Raw genomic sequence first — 22,591 nt, 5'->3', positions numbered from 1 at the left:
AAAAGAAGAGATTAGCGAAAATTGTTCTTCGATCTTCACTAATCTCTTCTTTATCTGGCTATTCGTAATCAAGGTGCTGCATAACTATCTAAGCTCTTCAAGTAAACGCAATGTGTTATTAACATAGTATGAAACACCTGTCAGAATTGCATTTTCATCTGGTGCAAAATCAGAATGATGCACTTGCCCAGTATCACCTACACCAAGATGAGCATAAACTCCCGGCAGCAATTCTTGATAACAGGAAAAATCATCACTACCAAGTTCTGCGTGACTTTCGAAGACCTTTGTAAACTTCCCCGTTTCATCTTTTACGATCTCCGACAGATCGGGATCATTATAGACTGCCGGATCGCCGACATACCAATCTATCTTGGCATTTACTCGATATGCTGCACTAAGCTGTGAAACAAGCTCTTTAAACCTAGTACGTATAAGTTCACGCTCCTTTTTCCCCAAAACGCGGACCGTCCCGGAAAAAGTTGCTGTTCTGGGAATAATGTTCCAAGCAGTTCCTGCGTGTAATTCTGTCACACTTAAAACTGCACTAGATGTTGGTTCAACATTACGACTAATAATAGTCTGCAATGCTCCTACTATATCTGTTAAAGCCACAATGACATCTGTACCCTGGTCAGGGTGTGCTGCATGGGTTTCGGTTCCTTCAATCGTAACATTGAATTTGTCAATTGATCCCGCCACATAACCAGCCCTAATTCCTATGTTTCCAACTGGTTTCCCCGGTTTAACATGCAGCCCTAAGATGGCATCAACCCCTTTGGCATGTCCAGCATCGATTACCTGAAGTGCACCTTCATTCGCTTCTTCAGATGGCTGAAAAATAAGCCGGATCTTGCCCTTAAAGTCAAGCGGCTGTTGCGTAAAAACATAAGCTGCTCCTAAGAGCGCCGTTATATGTATATCATGGCCACAAGCATGCATAATACCTGCATTTTGTGAAGCAAATGCTAGCTTGGTCGTTTCTTGAATTGGCAAGGCATCAATATCCGCTCGCAAAGCGATAGTAGGCCCCTCTTGACCAGAATTAATTTCTGCAATAACACCTGTTTTAAGCTGGGTCTCGGTAAGAGAAACGCCCCACTCCTTTAACTTTGAACGAATTAATGCGCTAGTCTCAAATTCATGATCTGACAGTTCTGGATGTTGATGCAAATGATGATAAATTTCAACCAAAGACTTCTGAACTTCTGCTGCATTTGTTATCTCAACCATTATCTTTCCCCTTTAGTTTTTACATATTACTTATTATAGGCATACGCAGTCCTATTAATCCATCGCAGCCGCTGATCTGTTGTCTCAAAAGGAATACTGCAGTCAGCTCCTACTAAGTATCCCTCTGTTCCTGTCTCACTGATCAATCGCTGTGTTTCAAGGATCAACTCTTCACGATCGGCTTGAAACAAGGTATCCTTTGCTGTGTTGGAAAAACCGCCTAAAACAGCTCGTCCACCAAAGATTTTCCTACCCTGCGGCAAACTAACATTTTCAACATGTGTTGCCCAATTTACTGCCTTAAAAAGATACTCACGATATGACTTCAAATTATTGCGTTTATTATTAAATCCACAAATATGCAAAATATTGTTGTCTTTAATACTCTTGGCAGTGCTAAGAACCTCCAAGTCACTCGGCCTGACATACTCGTCCCACTGTTCCAAGATAATAGCGGATTGTTGCAGCTGCATCATCAGCTTGTGACACAAGAACTCCGCCTAATGTTGCCCCAAAAGTAAAAGCTATGAGCAAGTTTTTCTTAAATTTACCTAGTTTCATATATCTATCCATCCTTCTCAAAAGTTAAACGTAACTTTATCTATTTTTATGGTCTGACCCTGCAATTCTTGCTCAGCACCTGTGAAGTCCAAGCTAACCAAATGATTCAGCGTTCCTTGTGTGAATTTCAGTTGCCGTTCATTGAACTTGAGCAATGCCGATCCATTATCCTCCGTTATTACAGGAAGTTGAAGTAAGTCGCCCCACTTAGCAGCGATTGCTTGTGGTTCAATAACTTCAAAATTTGCCGCAAAGACTCTTAGATCACCACCGGGGTGCTTGACTATCAAGCCCTGTTTGGATAAATTATCAAAGCGGCTGGCATCATCGCCTTTCCACTGAATAAAAAATGGGTAAGGCAAATCCTGTGCAAGGTGATCATTAACGAAGAATATCTTCCAACTGATCAATTTTCCCTGCGGATCTAAACGTTGCCCCTCCTCAATTGGCCCTACTGCAACACCTTGTTCTTTCAAACGTCGATGTGTTTCTTCTATATCGTCTGACCTGACTGCAATTGTGTTAAGACGCTGGACATCGGCAAAATAATCCTGTATCGCGTCATAGACTGCTGCCCCATCTGTACGTTTGACTGTTCGTGCAACTTTTTCATCTGCAACAGTTATCAACTCAATATAATTTAGTCCGAAGTATCCAAGGGCATTGCCTGTTCCCCAGCGTTTATGTTCACCCCCAGCTTTAAAAGTAATTCCTTTTTCTTTTAAAATTTCAGTTGCCGTTGCTAAATCTTTGATGTTGATCATTGTATGATCCCAATTGAGTTTAGTCATTATTCATCCTTCTTTCCTAATTCAGTTGTCCGTTTTACTGCAGCTAGCACTGCATTTTGAATTCCTGCTGCAAAATCGCTAGCATCTATTGCATGCTGCGCTGCAATTCCAACTCCACCAGCAGAATTGTTGATGTCTAATAACTCATAGGCATGCTTACCGGTCAGTTCGAGGAACTCAGCTGCTCCCTTTAAGTTCTCAAGCGCAACTGCATTTGCCTGTTTGCGTGAAAGCCCACTAAGAACTCCAGCGTTGGTAAGCGCAATGTAAAAGTTGTAAACATAATTGGGGCCACAAACTGCATAGCCTGTATAAATGTCGATTTGCTCCTCTGGAATAAAATCAACTTTGCCAAAACTTTCTAGGAAAGGTGTCACTAACTCTCGGTCAGCTTCCCCCCAAGTGCAGCTCCAGAATAACCATAGCCTGTATCGGTCAAGGTATTAGGGATGATTCGTGTTAATGCCAGTTTTGATTCACTCGCTTTTTGCAGTTGTGCTAATGTGACTCCCGCGATAATCGAGATAACCTGCGCTTTTGTTTGAGTTGCTCCGATTTGAGCAATTGTTTCCTTCCAGTTATCTTGGGGCCGGATCCCCAATAGAATAATGTCGGCCGTGGTCAATTTCTTCTTATCAAGCTCTGCTTGTGTGTCAAAACCATATTTTTCACGTAAATATTCAACTCGTTGTTCTGCAATATCGGTCACTGTCGTGGAAGATGGATCAATAACTTCCTTTTTTAAAGCCGCTCGTAAAATTGCCTCAGCCATTTGGCCTCCGCCAACTGCATAAACTGTAACTGTCATTTGCATGTTCCCCTTTCAATTTCCCCACAAACTGTGTTGTATATAAAACAAAAAGAACCAGCGATCTGCGCAGATCGCCGGTTCTTCACCAAAGATATTAAAATTGCACTAATCCATTAGTCGCATCTCTAAAATCCATTTTGAAGTAATTTCCCGTGCCAATCTACGTTTTTTGATACACCAAAACACATGTTGCACATGGCACAACATAGACTAACATTCATACACATGACTTGTTGGTCTTTCTTTATGTTTTGGTTCAACATAGATTTGCACTCCTTTCAAATGAGATAAATCTTAATTATCTAATTTAGCTTTAATAGTACATGCTGAATTTAATGTTGTCAATAACTTATTTAGAAAAAAAACTAAGCCAAAGCCTGTTTGAGATCCTTGATAAGGTCAGCCGCATTTTCAAGACCGACAGATAGACGTAGCAGCTTAGGAGTTATTCCTAAGCGCAATCTTTCCGCTTCCTCCATATCACGATGCGTCTGAAGATATGGAATAGTTAGCAAACTTTCCACCCCACCCAGACTCTCGGCGAACGAAATAACTTTCAAACTTTTAAACATTTTGTCGATAATTTCTTCATCTTGCACATAAAAACTTATCATTCCACCCTTACCGGGATACATTACTTTTTCAATTTTGGCTTCCTGCTTCAAATACGCCACTATTTCCTGCGCATTAGCAGTGTGCGCGCGCATTCTTAAAGGTAATGTTTTCAGGCTCCTTAACAACAGCCATGAATCGAAAGGATCAAGGGTTGCACCTGTTGTTTTATAATTGAACATCAGTTTCTCACTAAGTTTCTCTCCTTTCGCAACAACTACTCCACCTAGTAGATCGTTATGCCCTGAAAGATACTTGGTTGCGCTGTGGACGACAACATCCGCCCCTTGAGTGAGTGGCAACTGATAAATGGGGGTATAAAAAGTATTATCAACCATCACTAATATCGTTGGATCAACTGCATGAACTGTATCTGCTACAGCCACAATATCGATCTCTTTCATTGTTGGATTAGAAGGCGTTTCGATCCAAACAGCTCGTGTATTTGGACGCAGCAAGCCCTGCAAGGCTCTGATACTCTTTCCATTCCATTTGCTGAAATCCATATCATACTGTTCATGAAGCTGGTCAAAATAGCGGAAGGAGCCGCCATAAAGATCATCTAACGTTACGATGTGATCACCGCTTTTGAAGATACTGAAGGCAAGTTGGATTGCCGCCATACCCGAACTCAGAGCAAAAGCTTGGGTACCATGTTCTAAAGTTGCCAGTGTTTGGGAAAGAACCTTTTTTGTTGGTGTTTCCAACCTCGAATAGGAATATTGCGTCCGCTCATCAAAATTACGAACATCCTCTAAATCTTTATGACGATAATTTGATGACAGATAAATTGGTGTCGAGATCGATCCTCGCGCGTCACCATCATTCCGGTTTCCCGCTTGAGCTAAAATAGTTTCAACTGCATATCGTTCCTTTTTACACATGTTATGTAATCCCCCTAAGTATTTTAAAATGCGCAGCTTGTTATAGATTAAGTCGCCAAGCCCTATTCTTTAACCTCATCATGGTAGACAAACTTAATATCTGGAAATTCCTTAACAGCATCCTTACCTTTCATAAAAGCTCTCGCTTCCTTACGAATCTGCGGCAAGTCAATTCCTTGGGCTTTAGCTGCAAAAATACATCCGCAATAACACTGACGATACACGTCATATTCCTTGCACATTTCAACTGAACGCCTGTAACCATTGTTCTTCTTAAAATCACTTGGTAAATACTTAGTGGTGTAGAAATTCTGTACATCAATCCCTACTTGATTAACAACCTGTGAATCTTTATGCGGACTTATCGTTAATGCACTTCCAAAGTAATCAAATCCTAGTTCGACAGCTTTGGCTGCAACTAGATCCAGTCGATAACTAAAACACGCTTTGCAGCGCTGACCGCCCTCCGGTTCTTTTTCAAGACCTCTAACTGCTTCAAAATATTGCTGTGGTTCATACGGGGCAGCGATAAAACTCACATTGTTGTTTGTTTTTTTATTAAAATCGGTAATGAATTTTTGCTGAACATATTCACGCCGCTTATACTCGTCACGCGGGTGAATGTTGGAATTAGCATAATAAATCGTCACATCTGCGTACTTCGTCAAATATTCCAGTGTGTAAGTGCTGCAAGGAGCACAGCAACTATGCAGCAAAATTTGGGGTCTGATTCCCTGTTTTTGCCAATTTTTAATCATTTTCTGTAGAATTTTATCATAATTGATTCTTTGATTTTGGTTCATTCTATCCAAAATCTCGTGTAGATCGATCATTCTTTCACCTTCGTAGAAACAAGCCATATTTTTTTGTAAATTAGTATACCATACTGATTATACCGCTCAAGTCCCTTTCCAAGCATCACTTCTACTTTTGAAGAGTAGACACAGTGTTCCTGCTTATGCTTAGAGATATTTACAAAATCCAAGCACTTAAACTAGTCATACTTACAAGCCAAATAAAAGCTCTACTATTTGTTGCGAGTTTATCCCTTGAAAGTAACTATTAACGTCTTTTGTTGCAAGAACCTCTCTGATTTTTACAGGATCAAAAGGCTTTCCTACCAGTATTTCTTCCAAATGAGCAACATCTTTAGTTCCAAAATAGTCCCCCAAGAATCTTATATTCTTTACTCTGCCCTGCTCTACCAACACACGGGCATCAATTGTTCCGCTTGTAAAATGCTGCCTTTTCTTAAGTGTGAATTCAGGTGACTGACCGTAGACCCAGTCCCAATTGCGGTAGTACCTTTGCTCTAGCTTTGTAATCTCTGCTTGATCCTTCGGTGTTAAATTATAAGAGAATCTTCTAGCTTCAGCCATCGACTTCACGTCGAGAAGACTCTTGATTATAAAATCACGAAATTCTTCGGTCGTAATGTTTCTATATTCTTCTGCTAAATATGGTCGTAGATTTGTTACGCGATTGCGGACAGACTTAATCCCCTTCGATTTTATCTTATCTTGGGGAACATTCAGTGCCTTAGTAATTTGATTCATGTCCACATCCAGCATTAAAGTTCCATGCGAAAATGTTCTACCACCTTTAGTATACATTGCATTGCCGGAAAACTTCTTGCCCTCAACGACAATATCATTACGCCCCGTAACTTTGGCTCCAGCGACTCCTAATCTATGCAGTGCTTTAACAATTGGAGCAACCATTGTCTTAAAATCTCCAAAACGCTGTCGATCTGCAGGCACAATAAAGCTAAAGCTTAAATTACCCAAATCATCATACATCGCCCCACCACCAGATAAACGACGTGTAACAATAATATTCTGACTTTCACAGTATGATTGATTTATCTCCTCAAGTGTATTTTGATTGCGCCCGATAATCACACATGGTTTTTGGATATAAAACAAAACTAATGGCATTTCGATATCTTCTTTAGCCATTAAATATTGTTCTGTTGCTAAATTGGTTCTGATATCAAATGTTGGCATTGCCACATATTTCATAATTCCACTTTCTTTCTTAAATCTAATTGTATTTCTTATCATGCAGCCTTTTTAAAACAACTTTCTTTTCAATTGTGTTACGGAGCGCCATAGCAATTTTTTGTCCGCCTCGTTTGTTCAAATGAATATGATCGCCAAAATCATACAGTGTCTTCAACTCTTGTGTCGTATCTTCTACTAGGCAACTACAGTCCAGTGTCTCCGGTAAGCTGCGCAGATAACAGTTGATTTCTAGTCGCCTAGCCATTGCATCTGCATACATTTGTGTGTGTGGAACACTGCCATGCCCTAACCTAAATGGCAAAATCGTTCCTAAAATCAAATGGCTGTCATGTTCAGCCATTATTCTTTTCAAATGTTCAATTCCTTGCTGAAATTGTTCAAGAGTAATAATTTGTTTTTTTGCTTCCTCACTAAGCAGTGGAAGGAGTAAATCATTTGCCCCAACAAATGCAATCGTCAATGTCGGCTGTAACTTTCGTACCTCAACTGGTGCTTTTTGCAACAGGCTTTGCCCGAAGGTCCGATAAATTGGTTCATCTGTTGGTGCGTTAGCCAAAAGTCTTTCACCTGACACGCCTGTATTTACAACAACAATTTTTTCAGGATTCATGTAATACAACGCCTCTGTCAAACTAGTTGAAATCTGCCCCATCTCAACTAGTGAATCCCCCGTCACATTTATAAGAACAGGTTCACTATCTGTTAAAATATCAATTTCATTCAAGCAAAACCATCCTCTGCGAGCATTCATTGAGTGATAAAAATGCGGCATGCTACATAACTGCGAACAAAACTGGCGTTGGTCAGCGTTGTATCGTACGTACAACAAAAATCAGCATATGTTTGTGTCACATTGCTGCTGAGCTTTACATAAAGCTGCATTCCTGCCTTAATTTTCAAATATGCCGGATCACTTTTAAGTGTCGTACCCTTAGCAATTCTAGCTTGTGTCATTCCATTAAAAGTTATACTTTGTTTCACGTGAAACTTTTCATCCAATGAAATTTCTACTTTTTGAAAGACAAGCTCACTCACTCCATACTGATTCGATAAACCCAGCCGAAGCTGATCTCCACTAAGATTGACCGTCGCTTGAATAACTTCTGTTATTTCCGTAAAAGTAAAGGGCAAAGCACGATAGTCATCGCAGCTATGATACCATCCCAATTTCCATTCCAACATAATTCCTCCTGTCCATATAACTTTCCAGAAAGCAAAAAGACTGGGACAATCTTTCTATCTCCAGCCTTTCATATCCTAATTTTAAGTTATAAAGAACTTAATCTGTCAGCAGATCAATAATATTCTGTCTAGGAATTCCCTGGAAATACTGGTTAAGATCGACGTCGCTTAAAGCCCTTTCCACTTCATCTCTTTCAAATATGCATCCTGCTAATTTCTTTTCTAACTCTGTCACAATGTTGGTTCCAAAAAAATCACCGAAAAACGTAATAGTCTTTATTTTCCCTTTTTCAACCAGAATACGGGCATCAATAGTCCCATTTGTAAAGTGTTGCCTTTTTTTCACAGTGAACTCCGGCGATTCACCGTAAACCCAGTCCCAATTACTGTAATACTTTTCTTCTAATTTGGTGATTTGCCTTTCATCCTCATTAGTCAGCTTATATTCATACTGATTTATTTGACCGCTATCAGTCAATCCTAAAACATTTTTTATCAATAAATCGCGAAACCCCTCTGTCGTAATGTTTTTGTATTCGGGTGACAGATATGGTCGCAAATTTGTCACGCGGCTGCGCACTGATTTAATCCCCTTCGATTTTATCTTATCCAGCGGAACATTCAATGTTTTAGCTACCTCATCAGTATTCACGTCCAGCATTAATGTTCCATGCGAGAAGGTCTTCCCACCACGTGTATACATTGCATTTCCAGAAAACTTTTTCCCGTCAACGACGATATCATTGCGACCAGTGACTTCGGCTCTGGTGACTCCCATCTGATGCAGCGCGGTAACAATTGGTGCGACCATTGTTTTAAAATCACCGAACTGCGACTGTCAGCATCAACAATAAAACTAAAACAAAGGTTCCCTAAATCTTGATACATTGCCCCGCCGCCAGACAAGCGACGTGTGACCGTAACACCATTTTCACGACAATATTTCTGATTAACCTCTTCTAGTGTGTTCTGATTACGTCCCACAATCACACAAGGTTTTTCAATATAGAATAACATCAATGGCAGTTCTAACTTATCGTTATTCATCAAATACTGTTCAGTTGCCAAGTTCCTTCTGATATCAAACGTCGGCATCGCTACATACTGCATGCTCATACACTTCCTTGTTTGTCAAATATTAATCGGTAAGCCTAAACCCAAATCCGCAACATCCATAATCGCTTCACTAACACTTGGATGTGGATGAATCGTCAAGGCAACATCCTCGACCGTTGCTCCGCTTTCAATTGCCAATGTTAACTCCGTGATCAGGTCGCTGGCATTAGGCCCGACAATTTGTGCGCCGACGATTGCTTTGCTCTGTTTTTCAAACACAATTCGAACAAAACCGTCTGTACTATTCATTGAAATTGCACGCCCATTTGCCGCGAAAGGAAACTGTGCTTTTTTGACATCAAGTCCCTGTGCTTTTGCTTCTTTAATAGTTAGACCTGTTGTAGCAATCTCGCTGTCTGTATAACAAACTGCTGGCATGGCGCGATAGTCAACGGTTCCCTTTGAACCAGAGATAGCTTCTGCAGCTATTTTCCCTTCATAACTGGCTTTATGGGCAAGTGCAGCACCGGCGACAACATCACCAACTGCATAAATATTAGCAACACTTGTTCTTCCTTGAGCATCAACATCGATCAAACCACGCTTATCTATCTTTATCCCTAGATGCTCTAGCCCCATATCGGCTGTATTAGCACGACGGCCGACACAAACAACACAGTAATCAGCCTGTAACTGCTTTTCTTCACCATTGGTCTCGAATGTTACTGTTACCCCATCTTCGGTCTGTTCAGCATTCTTAGCCAGAGCTTTTGTATAAATATCCACGTGTTGTGAACTGAAATGATGTTCAACAACCGAAACAAGATCACGTTCATAATTTGCTAAAATCCCATCGGTACCTTCCAGAATCGAAACATGTGCACCTAGATTGGCATAAGCAGATGCCAGCTCACAACCAATATAACCACCACCGACAACAATCAAGTCCTTAGGTACTCTTTCCAACTCCAATGCACCTGTTGAATCTAAAACTCGTCCTTGAAATTTGAAATTAGGAATTTCTATTGGGTGACTGCCCGTTGCAACAATCAGATTATTAAAAGTATACGTTTGGGCTTGATCATTATTGATAACACGCAAGCTATGCTCATCTTTCAGAAAAGCGCTACCCCATATAACATCTATGTGGTGCTTCTTAAACAGGCTTGCTACTCCTCCTGTCAGCTTATCCACAACCCCCTCTTTTTTCCATCTCTGGGTTTGTTCGAAATCTAAATTTGCTGCGGTAACACGTAACCCCATATCTTGCGAGCTCATTGCAGCTTGGTAACGGTGTGCAGCTTCAATCAGTGCTTTCGATGGAATACAGCCGACATTCAAGCACACTCCTCCAATAAATTCTCGTTCGATCACAGTAACCTTTTTGCCCCTTTTCAGCGGCTCTAATTGCCGCAACGTAACCGCCAGGCCCCGCGCCAACAACAACTGTATCTAGTTCAATCTCAAAATCTCCTACTACCATATTGTCGTCATCCTTCCATTAATAAAAGTTCTGGATTGCTTAATAATTCGTTTAGGCGATTGAGAGCTCTCTGAGCTGTTGCCCCATCAATCACACGGTGGTCAAAGGACAATGACAACTTCATCACATACGCCGCCTTTGCTTCATCGTCCACTATAATTGGTTCTTTTTTGATCCTACCGACACCCAGTATCGCTACCTCCGGCCAGTTAATAATGGGTGTGAAGAATCCGCCGCCAATCGAGCCAATGTTTGTTATTGACATGCTACTGTATTTCATATCATCTGCACTCAGTTTACCTTCCTGGGCTTTATTTGTGTTTGCACTAATCTGACGTGCAAGCGCAAATAAGCTTTTTTCATCCGCGTGTTTGATATTGGGGACAAGCAGACCACGATCCGTGTCTGTTGCAACACCAATGTTGATATAGTCGCGATAGACGATTTCCTGTTTTTCCATATCCACCTTAGAATTGAAGATCGGATATTCATGCAAGATGACAGTCAGTGCTTTCACTATATAAGCTAGGAAAGTTAAACGTACCTCTCTTTTAGCAGCCACTTCTTTATATTTTTTACGGTGTGCCCATAATTTATCAACAACCACGTCGTCAAAGACCGTCACATGCGGAATTTCACTTTTACTACGAACCATAGCTTTGGCTGTTGCCTTACGAATGCCAGACATTTTTTCTCTTGTTTCTGACCACTCACCTGCTGCAGCAGGAACTGATACTGGCTCTTTATCCACCGCTTTTTCTGGTGCAGGCGCAGCAGTTGCTCCCCTCTTAAGGAAAACATCGACATCTGCGCGAGTCACATGTCCGTGGTTACCAGTTCCGTTGATCTGTTTCAGATCAACACCTTGCTGCCGCGCATAAGACCTGACTGCAGGCATTGCTAGAACTGGCAAACTATGATCTGGCTTTTCCAGAACAGCCGCAGCATTTTCTGCTTCTTCGGCATGTACAGGCGCAGTCTTAGAGGCGGGTGCAGCTGGAGTCTGCTCAACCGACTCCTCTGGTGCAGATTCCTCTGTCATTTCAGGGGACTCTTCTTGTACACCAGCAGGCAGTTCATCACCCGCTACTTCAAATTCGACCAGTCCTTGACCAACTTCTGCTGTCTCACCTTCCTCAACTAAAATACGTTTAATCGTTCCTGAAACCGGTGCAGGAATCTCTTCAACAGATTTATCATTTTCGATCTCCAATAGATCATCGTCTTCTTTTAAGGTGTCACCTGGCTTGACATACCATTTAGCAACCGTTCCTTCAGAGATACCTTCACCAATATCAGGCAACTTGAATTGGTATACGCTCATTTTTTTGCCTCCTAAAAATTCATGTTTTCTTTTACCTTATCAATGATATCTTGTTTATTTGGAAGCCAATCACTTTCAGCTTCACTGAAAGGATATGGTGTGTTTGGTGCAGAAACACGGTTGATGGGCGCCTCAAGATAAAGAATCCCCTTTTCTGCAATCAACGACGCAACTTGCGCACCCACACCCGCTTGTCGTTGCGCTTCTTGGACTATGACAACACGTCCCGTTTTCTTGACCGAATTCAGTATTGTTTCTTCATCCAAAGGAGAAACTGTTCGTAGGTCCACAACTTCTGCCTTTACGTCCTGCTTGGCCAGTTCCTCTGCTGCTTTCAAGCTCTCACGAACCATCGCTCCGTAAGAAATGATACTGATGTCGGTTCCTTCCAATACAACCTTGGCCTTATCAAGCGGAACAGTATAGGCTTCATCTGGAACTTCTTCTTTAAAAGACCGGTATAGCTTCATGTGCTCTAAGAAAACAACAGGATCATTCGAGCGAATCGCAGAAATCAATAACCCCTTTGCATCATATGGACTACTTGGGATGACTACACGCAAGCCAGGCATTTGAGCGACAAGGCCTTCAAGGCTGTCGGCATGCAGCTCAGGTGTGTGGACTCCGCCGCCAAAAGGGGCACGAAACGTAACTGGCATTTTACGCGTACCACCTAGGCGAAAGTGCATTCTCGAAATGTGCCCTGCGATCTCATCCATTGCTTCATACACAAACCCAAAAAACTGTATTTCAGGAACCACCCGAAATCCTTGCAGTGCAAGTCCAGCAGCTAAACCACCGATCCCTGATTCCGCTAAAGGCGTATCAAAAACCCGTTCATTTCCGTATTTGTCATGCAACCCCTCTGTTGCCCGGAAAACACCACCATTTTTACCAACATCCTCACCAAAAACTAAGACTTTTTCATCACGTGCCAATTCTTCATCCAGTGCCTCCGTGATGGCCTTAATCATCGTTATTTTAGCCATAGCTATTTGGCCTCCTTTGCTTCATAATATTCAATTGCAGCTTGAATATTAGCAGGTATTTCTTCAAAAGTGTTTTTCAAATATTCACTGATTTTCTGTTTAGGCATGTTTTCAACCTTTGCAACTGCTTCATTGATTTCTGCCTTAACTTCTTCAACGTACTGATCTTCTTTTTTTTGTGACCACAAACCCTTTTCTGTCAAAAATTTCCTCATTCTGACAAGTGGATCCTTTTTAAGCCAGAAATCATCTGTTTCCTTTGTCCGATAACGTTTCGGATCATCCCCTGACAATGTATGTGGTCCATAACGATAAGTCAGAGTTTCAATCAGAACAGGGCCGTTTCCACTGACAGCGAACTCACGCGCAGCTTTTGCAACTTCATACACTGCTAACGCATCCATCCCATCCACTTGTACTCCGGGAATTCCTGCGGCGACAGCTTTTTGTGCCAACGTCTTCGCTGCAGTTTGCTTTTCACGTGGAACTGAAATAGCAAAACCATTATTTTGAACGACAAAAACTGCTGGTGCTTGGAATGCTCCTGCGAAGTTAATTCCTTCATAAAAGTCTCCTTGAGAGGTTCCACCATCGCCAGTGTACGTATAAGCCACATTCTTCTGTCCTTTTAACTTAAAGCCAAGTGCAACTCCTGCAGCTTGAACATACTGTGCTCCAATAATAATCTGCGGAGGTAAAGCGTTAAAATCAGCTGGATACTTATTGCCGTCAACATGTCCCCGTGACCAGAGAAAAGCTTTGTACAGCGGCAACCCGTGCTGAACAAGTTGTGGAACGTCACGATATGCCGGTAATATAAAATCTTCTTTTTCCATTGCAAAATTAGTCGCAATTTGGCTAGCTTCCTCGCCAGCAGTTGGTGCATAAAATCCCAACCGTCCTTGGCGATTCAACTTAGTCGAACGGGTATCCAAAGTCCGCGACCAAACCATTTGTTTAAAGAGTTCAATCAGTTCATCATCACTCAGATCCGACTGCCATTCAGAATCAAGAATTTTACCATCTTCTGATAGTAACTTAACAGTCTTAAATTCAGCACATTGCTCGTCTTTCAACTGTTCAAAATCAATAATTTTTTTAGCCATTCTTAGAACCTCCTTAGTAAAAATCCACTTTAATAACCACCTAATTAGATAACACAACCTTCAAGATAATAAAAGTAATTAGAGCTTCTAACGCGCCTGTTACAAAGTGAACCGCTTACATGTGAATTGTAACGCCTTTTGCTTTAAAATTAAACATTGTTGTTTTTTTAACATGCCTAATTAGAAAACATCTTTGACCCTTCTTGGCCACATTTTAATTATTATTTTCAACTTTACCATCTTTGTGATAAATAAAACAATATTTTGCACAATCAAATAGAGGGCTAGATCAAAAATTAATTCTGATCTAGCCCTCGTATTATTCTGCATAAGGATGTTTCACACAGCAAACCTCACCGTCTAACTTCAAACTACTCATAGAAAAGAACTCACTATGGTTCTTAATTTCCGCTTAATGTTCAAAATCTAACATCTATTGTCACATTCATTTTCCCATTAGCACATACTTATAAAAACTACTTCTTCTCTCTAACAATATAAATTGGACGATGTTTGGCTTCTAGATAGATATTGGCAATATACTTGCCGACAATACCCAAACAAAAGAGCTGCATTCCGCCAACTAAAAGAACAATAGTCACTATCGATGCCCACCCATCAACGCTTCCGCCATAAATAAGTTTGCGAATAATGATGAAAAACATTGCAATACACGAGCCTATAAATGAAAAAAGACCGACAAATGATGCAAGTGAGAGCGGTGCATCCGAAAAGTTAACTATTCCATCCAACGAGTACTTAAACAGTTTCCAAAACGACCAAGACGTATTACCAGCTACCCGATCCCTATTCTGATACTCTAAATATTTGGTCTTAAAACCGACCCAACTGAACAGCCCTTTTGAAAAGCGATTATACTCGCTCAATTTTATGATGGAATCGACAACTTGCCGCGTCATCAACCGATAGTCTCGAACCCCATCAAGAATCGGTGTGTTTGAAATTTTATTAATGATCTTATAGAACATGTTTGAAAAGAACGAACGAATCGGCGGTTCACCACTGCGATCTGTTCGCCGCGTTCCCACAACATCATACCCCTCGTCCTCAATTCCAGCGAGCATTTCTGCTAATTGTTCCGGCGGATCCTGCAGATCAACGTCCATCACTGCAACATAATCGCCCGTTGAATAACTCAGGCCTGCATATAAAGCCGCTTCTTTACCGAAGTTTCTTGAAAAAGAAACATAGTGAACATGTTCAGGATCCTCTTGCTGCAAATCTTTTAATTCTTTCAACGTATCATCTCTTGATCCATCATCAATAAAGATATACTCAAGTTCGTTCCCTCGGAGTTGTGGTTTAACTTTTTCAAGTGCCTTATAAAAAAGTGGCACTGTCTCCTGCTCGTTAAAGCAAGGCACGACAAGTGAAATTAACTTATTCATTAGTAAATATCTCCTATTCGCTAGAACTTTTTGTTGCTATTGTATGCATTATTTTTTTCCTATTTGATCTACTAGATATTATTGAACTGATTATCGCTAATACAAATCCTATTACCGATAAGAAAACAGCTGTTTTCAAACCCTTCACAGAATAACTCAGCTTGATCTCATGTTTTCCTGCAGAAACTCCGATCATTATAAAGTGACCCAGACCCTTACCAATTACTGTTTTCTCCCCATCAACTTCGGAACGCCAGCCCGAATCATAAGGGACAGTTACTAAAATATTGCCTCCCTTAAAATCCTTATCTGTTTCAAAGGTCATATTAGGACCACTAATTCTCTTTATCATAACATTATCTCTTACTATACGTTTACTTCTTACTTCACCCAAGAGTTTATCATTTTCGACATCAATATAGGGCATCAAGTTAGGAATTCCTTTTAGCTGACTCAAACTGATGCTGCTATCAGTCGGTTCCAAGGCTACTTTGAGCATTGTTCCTTTATCAAATCTTCCTAGACAAACTATGCCATTTTCCCCTTCATTGTTTCCAAAAAGCGTTGTAATATTTTTACCGTTACATGACAGCTTTAGTGAAGAAGGCCACATTACCCACTTTTGTGTAGGAACATAAATATACGCTAACCCAGAATGATTTGTCGTAAAAGAAAAAGTGGCCCTGTTATCCTGTACATTCTTTTGGTAACTCTGATTACTGTAGAGCAGACTAGATGTTTTAAACATTTTTGTCCAAAGCTTGTTTTGGATTTTAAAAGGATCAGCAGCTGTATCATAGTTCAACGACAAGTTCTGTGCACCTTTGCTTACTGCAAATGCTAGTGGAAAGAAATATCTATTTTTGTAAACATTAATATTCCCCTCCCCCTTTAAGAAAAGAGTCTTGTATTGAAATGGCTGGCTAGAATTGTCAGCTTTAAGGGGGTTATTTGTCTTGTCCAGCTGCTTGCTAAACTCACTATCAGTTGCAGACAAAATATATTTTACTCCTAAGAAACTATCCATAAATAATGTTGACCCATTATTATAGCGAGTCCAGCGGGTCCAACCATGTTTTTGATAATACCCCAACGCCGACATATAATCTGTATATTCTGTTGGTTGCTGAGAAACGTAGCTTGATATCCCCGCATAATTAAACTGCAACGGATCATTCGGGTTCAATTCAAACGAGCTTCCAATTCGATAAAAATCATTGTCTTTTTTCTTTATTTTACTAATTGTACTGCTAGTTTTTTGAACAACGGCACGATATGCACTTCTTTTGGGTGATGCTTTAGCTTGGCTATCAATCATCGGATAGTTGCTATACGAAATATCGATGAGTACAAAAAGAAAAACACAGATAGCTACCCAGAAAGGCTTACATCCACGCTGAACTAACGCTATGAGAATACTTCCGATAGCGAGGCCTAAAATATTCATTAACACTTCTAATCCGGAAAACGCCTTGACCACTTGCACTAAAACCAGCAAAGTAATTATTAACATCCACAATGGTGTTTTAAAATAAATATTTTGCTGCTTGTAGATCAACCCCAAAGTACTGTACCCGATAACTATCAATGTGAAAGCAACACAGAAAGCCTCACGGTTTATATATCCATTCGGCATAGTGAAACCGTGCCACATCATATAAAAAGTATTCAACCAAGTTGAGATAAACAACACTACCAAGAAAGCCAACAGCAAGTTTTTGTCTTTTTGTTTAATTGAAGTGATTCTAAAATATGTGAATACCAGTAATGTCACTAACAAACACGTATAGATCAACGGGGAGTCTTGAAAATGACTTCTCGTAAACAGTCCCGCCATAAGATGGAAAGGTTGATAAATATAATCAAATTTGAAATTGAAGGGTTCTTTTGCCACACCTTCTTGGCCTAAAATACTTGGTAGCAAAGCAATTGAACTAATCATCAATGATAAAACTGTCATCGAAAATATTTTTAAACCTAAAAGAAAAACATCTTTGCAGTGAGACCGGTTTAGTAATTTATATATTATAAAAAAAACACTAATTATGAATATAAATAAAACGATCATAATTCCTATATAATAGTTCACAAGTATTGTAACCGAGAGCATTACCCAATATAAGGTAGGACCCTTACCTTTGATTAATCTCTCGAATCCTAGAATAACCAATGGCATCAACGCGATAGCATTATACCAAAATATAGATTCCTTATAAGCAAAAATAAAAGACATTAACGCGTAGGCTGTACTGAAAATAGCGGCATACAAACCTCTGATATTCTCGTCATAATTCGTTTTGTAATTAATACAGGAAGAGTTTCTCAAAAGTATAGACATCGTCAAACTTGCAAGTCCAGCATCAAACAGTGTATTCAATTCAAAAAAAAGGGGCATTTGCTCTGTTTTAAAGAAAATTGCTAAAAGATTGAAAGGACTCATCAAATAATATGTCCATACTGAGAAAAAATTGTCGCCTAAAGAAACTTGATAAGAGTATATCAAATTTCCAATATGAAAAACATTACTGCGAAAATACGAAATCAGTGCTAAATATTGATTAATCATATCTCCGCTTGCTATAGTATTGTTGCCAAAGGGTTCAGTTCCCGTTAACCAATACAGGAAAAGAAAAACACAAATTGGTATAAAAAAAGCAAGCATGTATGACATGTATGTATATTTTCTTTTAAATACTTGCTTATACATATTTTGCAGAGACACCATTAAGTTGAACCTCCTGTTTTTATATCTTACTTATCATTAATTTTACCCTCTGATGTTCATTTCATTATACAACATCATATCAGTCAGATATAACTCTCTTTTCAAAAGAAATCATGTTAAACTATATCCAAAGAAGTTCTTGTAGCTATTACTTATTTTTTTGTGTTTAGGTACGCTTTGAGCGCATAATGAAACAAAAATTACCAACTCAGATAGGACGATGTTATTTGGAAAAGATTAAGACCAGATTACAGCTGGCGTTCGTATTGTTGAGTATCCCCTTTATTCCCTTATTTTTAGCGACTATCTGGGCCATTTCAACTGGGCACAAATGGTTTATCCTCGGGATCTTTTTATTTGATTTTTTTTACTTGACAATTGAATCGACATTGCTTTCCGTTTTATTAATTGACACTTTCAAGAAAAAAAGGAAAAATAAGGCGAAAGAAACCAAATAAAATGCACATTGCATTTTGTTCCGCTCTTTAAAGAGCAGCAAAAAGCATGTGCATTTTTTGCTATTAAACTTTCGCAATTCTACCTTGTTCGATATAAACAGCCAAAATAGAGAGATCGGCTGGGTTTACCCCACTGATGCGACTAGCTTGTGCCAGCGTCGCAGGTTGAATTTTTTTAAGTTTTTGCTGTGCTTCGGTTGCGAGCCCTTCAATCGCATCATAGTCAATACGATCTGGTATTTTTTTGGCTTCCATCCGTTTTAGCTTCTCAACTTTTTGGTATGCCTTTTTAATATATCCTTCGTACTTAACCTGAATTTCAACTTGTTCAATGACCCTGCTGTCTAATGGCTGCTCAGGTGCTGGAATAAATTTTAACAAATCTGCATAGTTGATCTCTGGCCGTCGCAAGAATTCATTTGCCAACACTCCGTCTTTCAGCGGGGCATCACCCTTAGCAGCCAGAAAATCATTAACTGCAGTGTTTGGTTTGATTCTAAATTCTTCCAAACGTCTTTTCTCAGTTTCAACAGCCGTCTTCTTGGCCTCAAAGGCTCATAGCGCTCATCTGATATCAGTCCCAGCTTATGACCCAACTCTGTTAATCTTAAGTCAGCATTATCATGTCGCAGAATCAGGCGATACTCTGCACGTGATGTCAGAAGGCGGTATGGTTCATTGGTTCCCTTAGTGACCAGATCATCTACCATAACACCAATATAAGCATCACTTCGCTTTAAAACAATTTCCTCTTTACCCAACGCATGACAGCCAGCGTTGATACCGGCTAACATCCCTTGTCCAGCGGCTTCTTCATACCCAGAAGTCCCGTTAGTCTGTCCAGCCGTATACAATCCGCTGATCAGTTTGGTTTCTAAAGTTGGGCGCAATTGATATGGAGAAACAATATCATATTCGATTGCATAACCGGGGCGCATCATCTCAGCCTTTTCCAAGCCCTTTATCGAATGCACCATTTTCTGCTGGATCTCTTCTGGCATTGAGGTCGAAAGTCCTTGCAAATAATACTCATCTGTGTTGCGCCCTTCCGGCTCAATAAAGAGCTGGTGGCGCGGCTTATCCGCAAAGCGAACTATTTTATCTTCTATGGAAGGGCAATAACGTGGGCCTACCCCCTCTATCACTCCAGAAAACATTGGTGCACGATCAAGATTCGCACGAATTAATTTATGTGTCATCTCATTAGTATATGTCAGCCAACATGATAACTGGTCTTTTACTGCCAGATAATCTGCATCATTTGATTCAAAGCTGAAATGATTTGGCTCTGTATCGCCCTTTTGTTCTTCAGTCTGTCCATAATCGATTGTATTTCCATCCACACGTGGTGGAGTACCGGTCTTGAATCGTCTCAGCTCAAATCCTAGTTTTTCTAAATTGCCCGATAATTTCATTGAGGCTGAGAATTATTTGGCCCAGAAGAATACATTAATTCTCCAATGATGATCTTACCGCGAGCAGCTGTTCCTGTTGTTAAAACAACACTTTTTGCCCCGTAACGAGCTCCAGTGTTGGTGATTACACCTTTAACTGTCCCGTCTTCGACTATCAAGTCATCAACAATCCCTTGCCGCAGAGTCAGATTAGGTTCACGTTCGATCGTATGCTTCATTTCAATAGAATACGCACGCTTATCAGCTTGTGCACGCAACGCCCTCACTGCGGGGCCTTTGCCAGTATTAAGCATCCTCATTTGAACGTACGTTTTATCAATGTTGCGCCCCATTTCTCCACCTAGCGCATCGACTTCACGCACAACGATCCCTTTCGCCGGTCCCCCAATCGAAGGATTACAGGCATAAAGGCCACCATCTCAAGGTTAATCGTCATTAAAAGTGTTTTATTCCCCATTCGTGCTGCTGCCAAGGCGGCCTCACACCCAGCATGCCCGGCACCAACGACTATCACATCATATGTTTTGCTTGCATATTGTTTTACTTCCATTTCAATCTCCCACTATATTAAAAGTCAGTTTATTATTTTCCTAAACAGAATTGACTAAAGAGCTGAGTCAGTAATTCGTCTTGATAACTATCACCAGTGATCTCGCCCAAAAGATCCCAACAATTCGTCATATCAATCTGAACCAAGTCAACAGGCATATTTCCCTCAATGCCATGGAGAACATTGTCTAACGCATCCTCAGCTTGATTCAACAAGGCAATATGCCGTGCATTCGTGACCATAATTGTTGTCTGGCTGTTGTCAATACCGCCAAAAAACAACTTAGCAATTCGCTCTTCAAGCTGGTCAAGCCCCTTATTCTTCAAAACAGATGTTGTCAAGAGTTCATTTACACCAGTTAACTTTTTCAACTCATCGACTTCGATCTGCTGTGGCAGATCCACCTTATTCAAAAGGACAATTCGCTTTTTGGCAGCAGTCAGTTTAATCAAAGAACGATCTTGTTCAGTTAATTTGCGACTGCTGTCCAGAACGAGCATTACTAGGTCAGCCTGTTCAATCGCTTTTCTGGAGCGTTCAACACCAATTTTTTCGACCTTATCAGACGTATCACGAATTCCAGCTGTATCAATAAGTTTCAAGGGCACACCATGAACATTGACATATTCTTCAATCACATCACGCGTTGTTCCAGCTACATCGGTCACAATTGCTTTATCCTCATGTAGCAAATGATTCAACAAACTTGACTTTCCAACATTGGGCCGCCCAACAATAGCTGTTGCTAAGCCTTCCCGCAAGACCTTGCCCTGTCTGGCAGTTTGCAACAGTTGGACAATTCTTTTTTTAACATCGAGCGCCTTTTCCTTAAGAAGACGCGTTGTCATCTCCTCAACTGCATCATATTCAGGATAATCAATATTAACTTCAACTTGTGCTAGGACATCTAGGATATCCTGCCGTAAATTTTTTATAAGATGTGCCAAGTTTCCATCTAATTGATTCAAGGCAACCTTCATTGAACGGTCAGTCTTGGCTCTGATAAGATCCATTACAGCTTCAGCCTGCGACAGATCGATTCGTCCATGCAAAAAAGCTCGTTTAGTAAATTCACCAGGTTCAGCCAGACGGGCACCATTGCTCAATAACAACTGCAGAATACGATTGGTTGCTACTATCCCGCCATGGCAGTTGATTTCAATTATATCTTCGCGTGTAAAAGTTTTAGGCGCGCGCATAACAGAAACCATCACTTCATCTACTTCTTGTTTTGTTTTAGGATCAATAATATGTCCGTAATTAATCGTATGACTTGCAACTTTCGCAAGGTCTTTGCCTGCAAAGACTCTTTCTGCAACAGCCACCGCTTCTTCTCCACTCAAACGGACAATGGAAATTGCCCCTTCTCCTGGTGGAGTTGAGATAGCAGCAATTGTGTCAAACTCTGTCGTTGTCAACAAGTTTTCCTCCTTTTAGACAATAAAAAAAGCGCCACTCCACGCCAAAAAACGTGGACAAAGCACTTTGACTACTTTATCAATTAAGATAAGAATGATTGCTTATAATATACTTTTAAACGTCAAAATTGTCAATAAGTGCCCCCACTTTGAGACAGATAAAAGACACCAGCGACACCACATATCAAAACAACAGCCAGACTAAGAAACGCTTTTAAACGCCCTTATTATTTGCCATCATCGCAAGGGCTGCTGCATGTGATAACCAGACCACAATTAAAAACCCTTCCGATACAGCACAAGTCCAACTGCTGCCTGTAAAGGATACTCAATTGAGGATATCTCATCCGCTGTATCTAAGAAACAACTAAAACTACCGATACCTCTCAGATCGTGATCCTTTACTTCTTTAATTGTAAACGTTTATTATAGTAAGTTCAATCATTATAAAAAGTTTTCGGACTGTTCCTTACAAGTATTTAAAAAATTTATACTTCAGTAAAGTACTAGTACTAAAAAATATTAAAATGATATTTTTATTAAAAAATGCTTGCAATTCT

At 40.3% G+C, this 22,591-nt stretch carries 18 protein-coding genes and 3 pseudogenes; 1 reads left to right on the top strand and 20 read right to left on the bottom strand.

Annotation, left to right across the window (positions count from 1 at the left end; all coding sequences use genetic code 11):
- Nucleotides 1–84 precede the first annotated feature (84 nt).
- The 18 genes and pseudogenes from JCM15457_RS09170 to JCM15457_RS09100 all read right to left on the bottom strand — a co-directional run bounded on the left by JCM15457_RS09170 (nt 85) and on the right by JCM15457_RS09100 (nt 18,190).
- The gene (locus JCM15457_RS09170) at nt 85–1,233 is read right to left on the bottom strand and encodes a M20 metallopeptidase family protein (protein WP_034989504.1); all 1,149 of its coding nucleotides are present in this window, start codon (nt 1,231–1,233) and stop codon (nt 85–87) included.
- Nucleotides 1,234–1,259: 26 nt separating this feature from the next.
- On the bottom strand, nt 1,260–1,643 hold the full coding sequence (locus tag JCM15457_RS09165; RefSeq protein WP_051993425.1) for a uroporphyrinogen decarboxylase/cobalamine-independent methonine synthase family protein: 384 nt from the start codon (nt 1,641–1,643) through the stop codon (nt 1,260–1,262).
- 1 nt (nt 1,644) lies between these two features.
- The gene (locus JCM15457_RS12180) at nt 1,645–1,794 is read right to left on the bottom strand and encodes a hypothetical protein (RefSeq protein ID WP_156406574.1); all 150 of its coding nucleotides are present in this window, start codon (nt 1,792–1,794) and stop codon (nt 1,645–1,647) included.
- A 17-nt stretch (nt 1,795–1,811) separates the two neighbouring features.
- Nucleotides 1,812–2,585 (bottom strand): VOC family protein, encoded by a 774-nt coding sequence (locus tag JCM15457_RS09160; RefSeq protein ID WP_034989502.1) that lies wholly within the window; start codon nt 2,583–2,585, stop codon nt 1,812–1,814.
- On the bottom strand, nt 2,585–2,962 hold the full coding sequence (locus tag JCM15457_RS12425; RefSeq protein ID WP_235725661.1) for a pyrroline-5-carboxylate reductase family protein: 378 nt from the start codon (nt 2,960–2,962) through the stop codon (nt 2,585–2,587). The genes JCM15457_RS09160 and JCM15457_RS12425 overlap by 1 nt, the downstream gene beginning before the upstream one ends.
- Complete coding sequence (locus tag JCM15457_RS12420) at nt 2,962–3,393, bottom strand: pyrroline-5-carboxylate reductase family protein (RefSeq protein WP_235725660.1); 432 nt, start codon at nt 3,391–3,393, stop codon at nt 2,962–2,964. The genes JCM15457_RS12425 and JCM15457_RS12420 overlap by 1 nt, the downstream gene beginning before the upstream one ends.
- A 368-nt stretch (nt 3,394–3,761) precedes the next feature.
- Nucleotides 3,762–4,892, bottom strand: a complete 1,131-nt coding sequence (locus tag JCM15457_RS09150; protein WP_034989500.1) for a PLP-dependent transferase — start codon at nt 4,890–4,892, stop codon at nt 3,762–3,764.
- Nucleotides 4,893–4,954: 62 nt separating this feature from the next.
- Complete coding sequence (locus JCM15457_RS09145; protein WP_034989498.1) at nt 4,955–5,725, bottom strand: epoxyqueuosine reductase QueH; 771 nt, start codon at nt 5,723–5,725, stop codon at nt 4,955–4,957.
- Between the two features lie 171 nt (nt 5,726–5,896).
- A complete protein-coding gene (gene lplA, locus JCM15457_RS09140) occupies nt 5,897–6,913 on the bottom strand; it encodes a lipoate--protein ligase (RefSeq protein ID WP_034989542.1) in 1,017 nt (338 codons plus the stop codon).
- Nucleotides 6,914–6,935: 22 nt separating this feature from the next.
- The gene (locus tag JCM15457_RS11745) at nt 6,936–7,640 is read right to left on the bottom strand and encodes an SGNH/GDSL hydrolase family protein (RefSeq protein WP_051993423.1); all 705 of its coding nucleotides are present in this window, start codon (nt 7,638–7,640) and stop codon (nt 6,936–6,938) included.
- Nucleotides 7,641–7,663: 23 nt separating this feature from the next.
- Nucleotides 7,664–8,098, bottom strand: coding sequence for a hypothetical protein (locus JCM15457_RS11740; protein ID WP_152537306.1), 435 nt, complete (start codon nt 8,096–8,098; stop codon nt 7,664–7,666).
- A 97-nt stretch (nt 8,099–8,195) separates the two neighbouring features.
- Nucleotides 8,196–9,208: pseudogene (gene lplA / locus JCM15457_RS09130) on the bottom strand (lipoate--protein ligase).
- Between the two features lie 21 nt (nt 9,209–9,229).
- Nucleotides 9,230–10,637, bottom strand: a pseudogene (gene lpdA / locus JCM15457_RS09125) (dihydrolipoyl dehydrogenase).
- A gap of 7 nt (nt 10,638–10,644) precedes the next feature.
- Nucleotides 10,645–11,961, bottom strand: a complete 1,317-nt coding sequence (locus JCM15457_RS09120) for a dihydrolipoamide acetyltransferase family protein (RefSeq protein ID WP_034989494.1) — start codon at nt 11,959–11,961, stop codon at nt 10,645–10,647.
- A gap of 11 nt (nt 11,962–11,972) precedes the next feature.
- Nucleotides 11,973–12,950 (bottom strand): alpha-ketoacid dehydrogenase subunit beta, encoded by a 978-nt coding sequence (locus JCM15457_RS09115; protein ID WP_034989492.1) that lies wholly within the window; start codon nt 12,948–12,950, stop codon nt 11,973–11,975.
- 2 nt (nt 12,951–12,952) lie between these two features.
- Nucleotides 12,953–14,056 (bottom strand): pyruvate dehydrogenase (acetyl-transferring) E1 component subunit alpha, encoded by a 1,104-nt coding sequence (gene pdhA / locus JCM15457_RS09110; protein ID WP_034989490.1) that lies wholly within the window; start codon nt 14,054–14,056, stop codon nt 12,953–12,955.
- A gap of 476 nt (nt 14,057–14,532) precedes the next feature.
- Nucleotides 14,533–15,465 (bottom strand): glycosyltransferase family 2 protein, encoded by a 933-nt coding sequence (locus JCM15457_RS09105; RefSeq protein ID WP_034989488.1) that lies wholly within the window; start codon nt 15,463–15,465, stop codon nt 14,533–14,535.
- 13 nt (nt 15,466–15,478) lie between these two features.
- Nucleotides 15,479–18,190 (bottom strand): YfhO family protein, encoded by a 2,712-nt coding sequence (locus JCM15457_RS09100; protein ID WP_034989485.1) that lies wholly within the window; start codon nt 18,188–18,190, stop codon nt 15,479–15,481.
- A 227-nt stretch (nt 18,191–18,417) separates the two neighbouring features.
- Here JCM15457_RS09100 and JCM15457_RS09095 point away from each other — a divergent pair, with 227 nt between their 5' ends.
- On the top strand, nt 18,418–18,648 hold the full coding sequence (locus JCM15457_RS09095) for a hypothetical protein (protein WP_034989484.1): 231 nt from the start codon (nt 18,418–18,420) through the stop codon (nt 18,646–18,648).
- 63 nt (nt 18,649–18,711) lie between these two features.
- Here the strand turns inward: JCM15457_RS09095 and mnmG are convergent.
- Together mnmG and mnmE are read right to left on the bottom strand one after the other, a co-directional pair.
- Nucleotides 18,712–20,613 (bottom strand): annotated as a pseudogene (mnmG, locus tag JCM15457_RS09090) (tRNA uridine-5-carboxymethylaminomethyl(34) synthesis enzyme MnmG).
- A gap of 32 nt (nt 20,614–20,645) precedes the next feature.
- Nucleotides 20,646–22,034: a tRNA uridine-5-carboxymethylaminomethyl(34) synthesis GTPase MnmE gene (mnmE, locus tag JCM15457_RS09085; RefSeq protein ID WP_034989483.1), complete on the bottom strand. Its 1,389-nt coding sequence runs from the start codon at nt 22,032–22,034 to the stop codon at nt 20,646–20,648.
- Nucleotides 22,035–22,591 lie beyond the last annotated feature (557 nt).

It is taken from the genome of Liquorilactobacillus sucicola DSM 21376 = JCM 15457, assembly GCF_000612445.1.
Classification (GTDB): Bacteria; Bacillota; Bacilli; order Lactobacillales; family Lactobacillaceae; genus Liquorilactobacillus; species Liquorilactobacillus sucicola.
This window is presented reverse-complemented; position numbering and strand designations above follow the sequence as displayed.

What these genes read in the sequence shown, in the direction of transcription:
- JCM15457_RS09145 (WP_034989498.1), bottom strand. Translation starts at nt 5,725, where the DNA reads ATGATCGATCTACACGAGATTTTGGATAGAATGAACCAAAATCAAAGA.
- pdhA (WP_034989490.1), bottom strand. Translation starts at nt 14,056, where the DNA reads ATGGCTAAAAAAATTATTGATTTTGAACAGTTGAAAGACGAGCAATGT.
- lplA (WP_034989542.1), bottom strand. Translation starts at nt 6,913, where the DNA reads ATGAAATATGTGGCAATGCCAACATTTGATATCAGAACCAATTTAGCA.
- JCM15457_RS11740 (WP_152537306.1), bottom strand. Translation starts at nt 8,098, where the DNA reads ATGTTGGAATGGAAATTGGGATGGTATCATAGCTGCGATGACTATCGT.
- JCM15457_RS09115 (WP_034989492.1), bottom strand. Translation starts at nt 12,950, where the DNA reads ATGGCTAAAATAACGATGATTAAGGCCATCACGGAGGCACTGGATGAA.
- JCM15457_RS09100 (WP_034989485.1), bottom strand. Translation starts at nt 18,190, where the DNA reads ATGGTGTCTCTGCAAAATATGTATAAGCAAGTATTTAAAAGAAAATAT.
- JCM15457_RS09160 (WP_034989502.1), bottom strand. Translation starts at nt 2,585, where the DNA reads ATGACTAAACTCAATTGGGATCATACAATGATCAACATCAAAGATTTA.
- JCM15457_RS09170 (WP_034989504.1), bottom strand. Translation starts at nt 1,233, where the DNA reads ATGGTTGAGATAACAAATGCAGCAGAAGTTCAGAAGTCTTTGGTTGAA.
- JCM15457_RS09105 (WP_034989488.1), bottom strand. Translation starts at nt 15,465, where the DNA reads ATGAATAAGTTAATTTCACTTGTCGTGCCTTGCTTTAACGAGCAGGAG.
- JCM15457_RS09150 (WP_034989500.1), bottom strand. Translation starts at nt 4,892, where the DNA reads ATGTGTAAAAAGGAACGATATGCAGTTGAAACTATTTTAGCTCAAGCG.
- JCM15457_RS12420 (WP_235725660.1), bottom strand. Translation starts at nt 3,393, where the DNA reads ATGACAGTTACAGTTTATGCAGTTGGCGGAGGCCAAATGGCTGAGGCA.
- JCM15457_RS12180 (WP_156406574.1), bottom strand. Translation starts at nt 1,794, where the DNA reads ATGAAACTAGGTAAATTTAAGAAAAACTTGCTCATAGCTTTTACTTTT.
- JCM15457_RS09120 (WP_034989494.1), bottom strand. Translation starts at nt 11,961, where the DNA reads ATGAGCGTATACCAATTCAAGTTGCCTGATATTGGTGAAGGTATCTCT.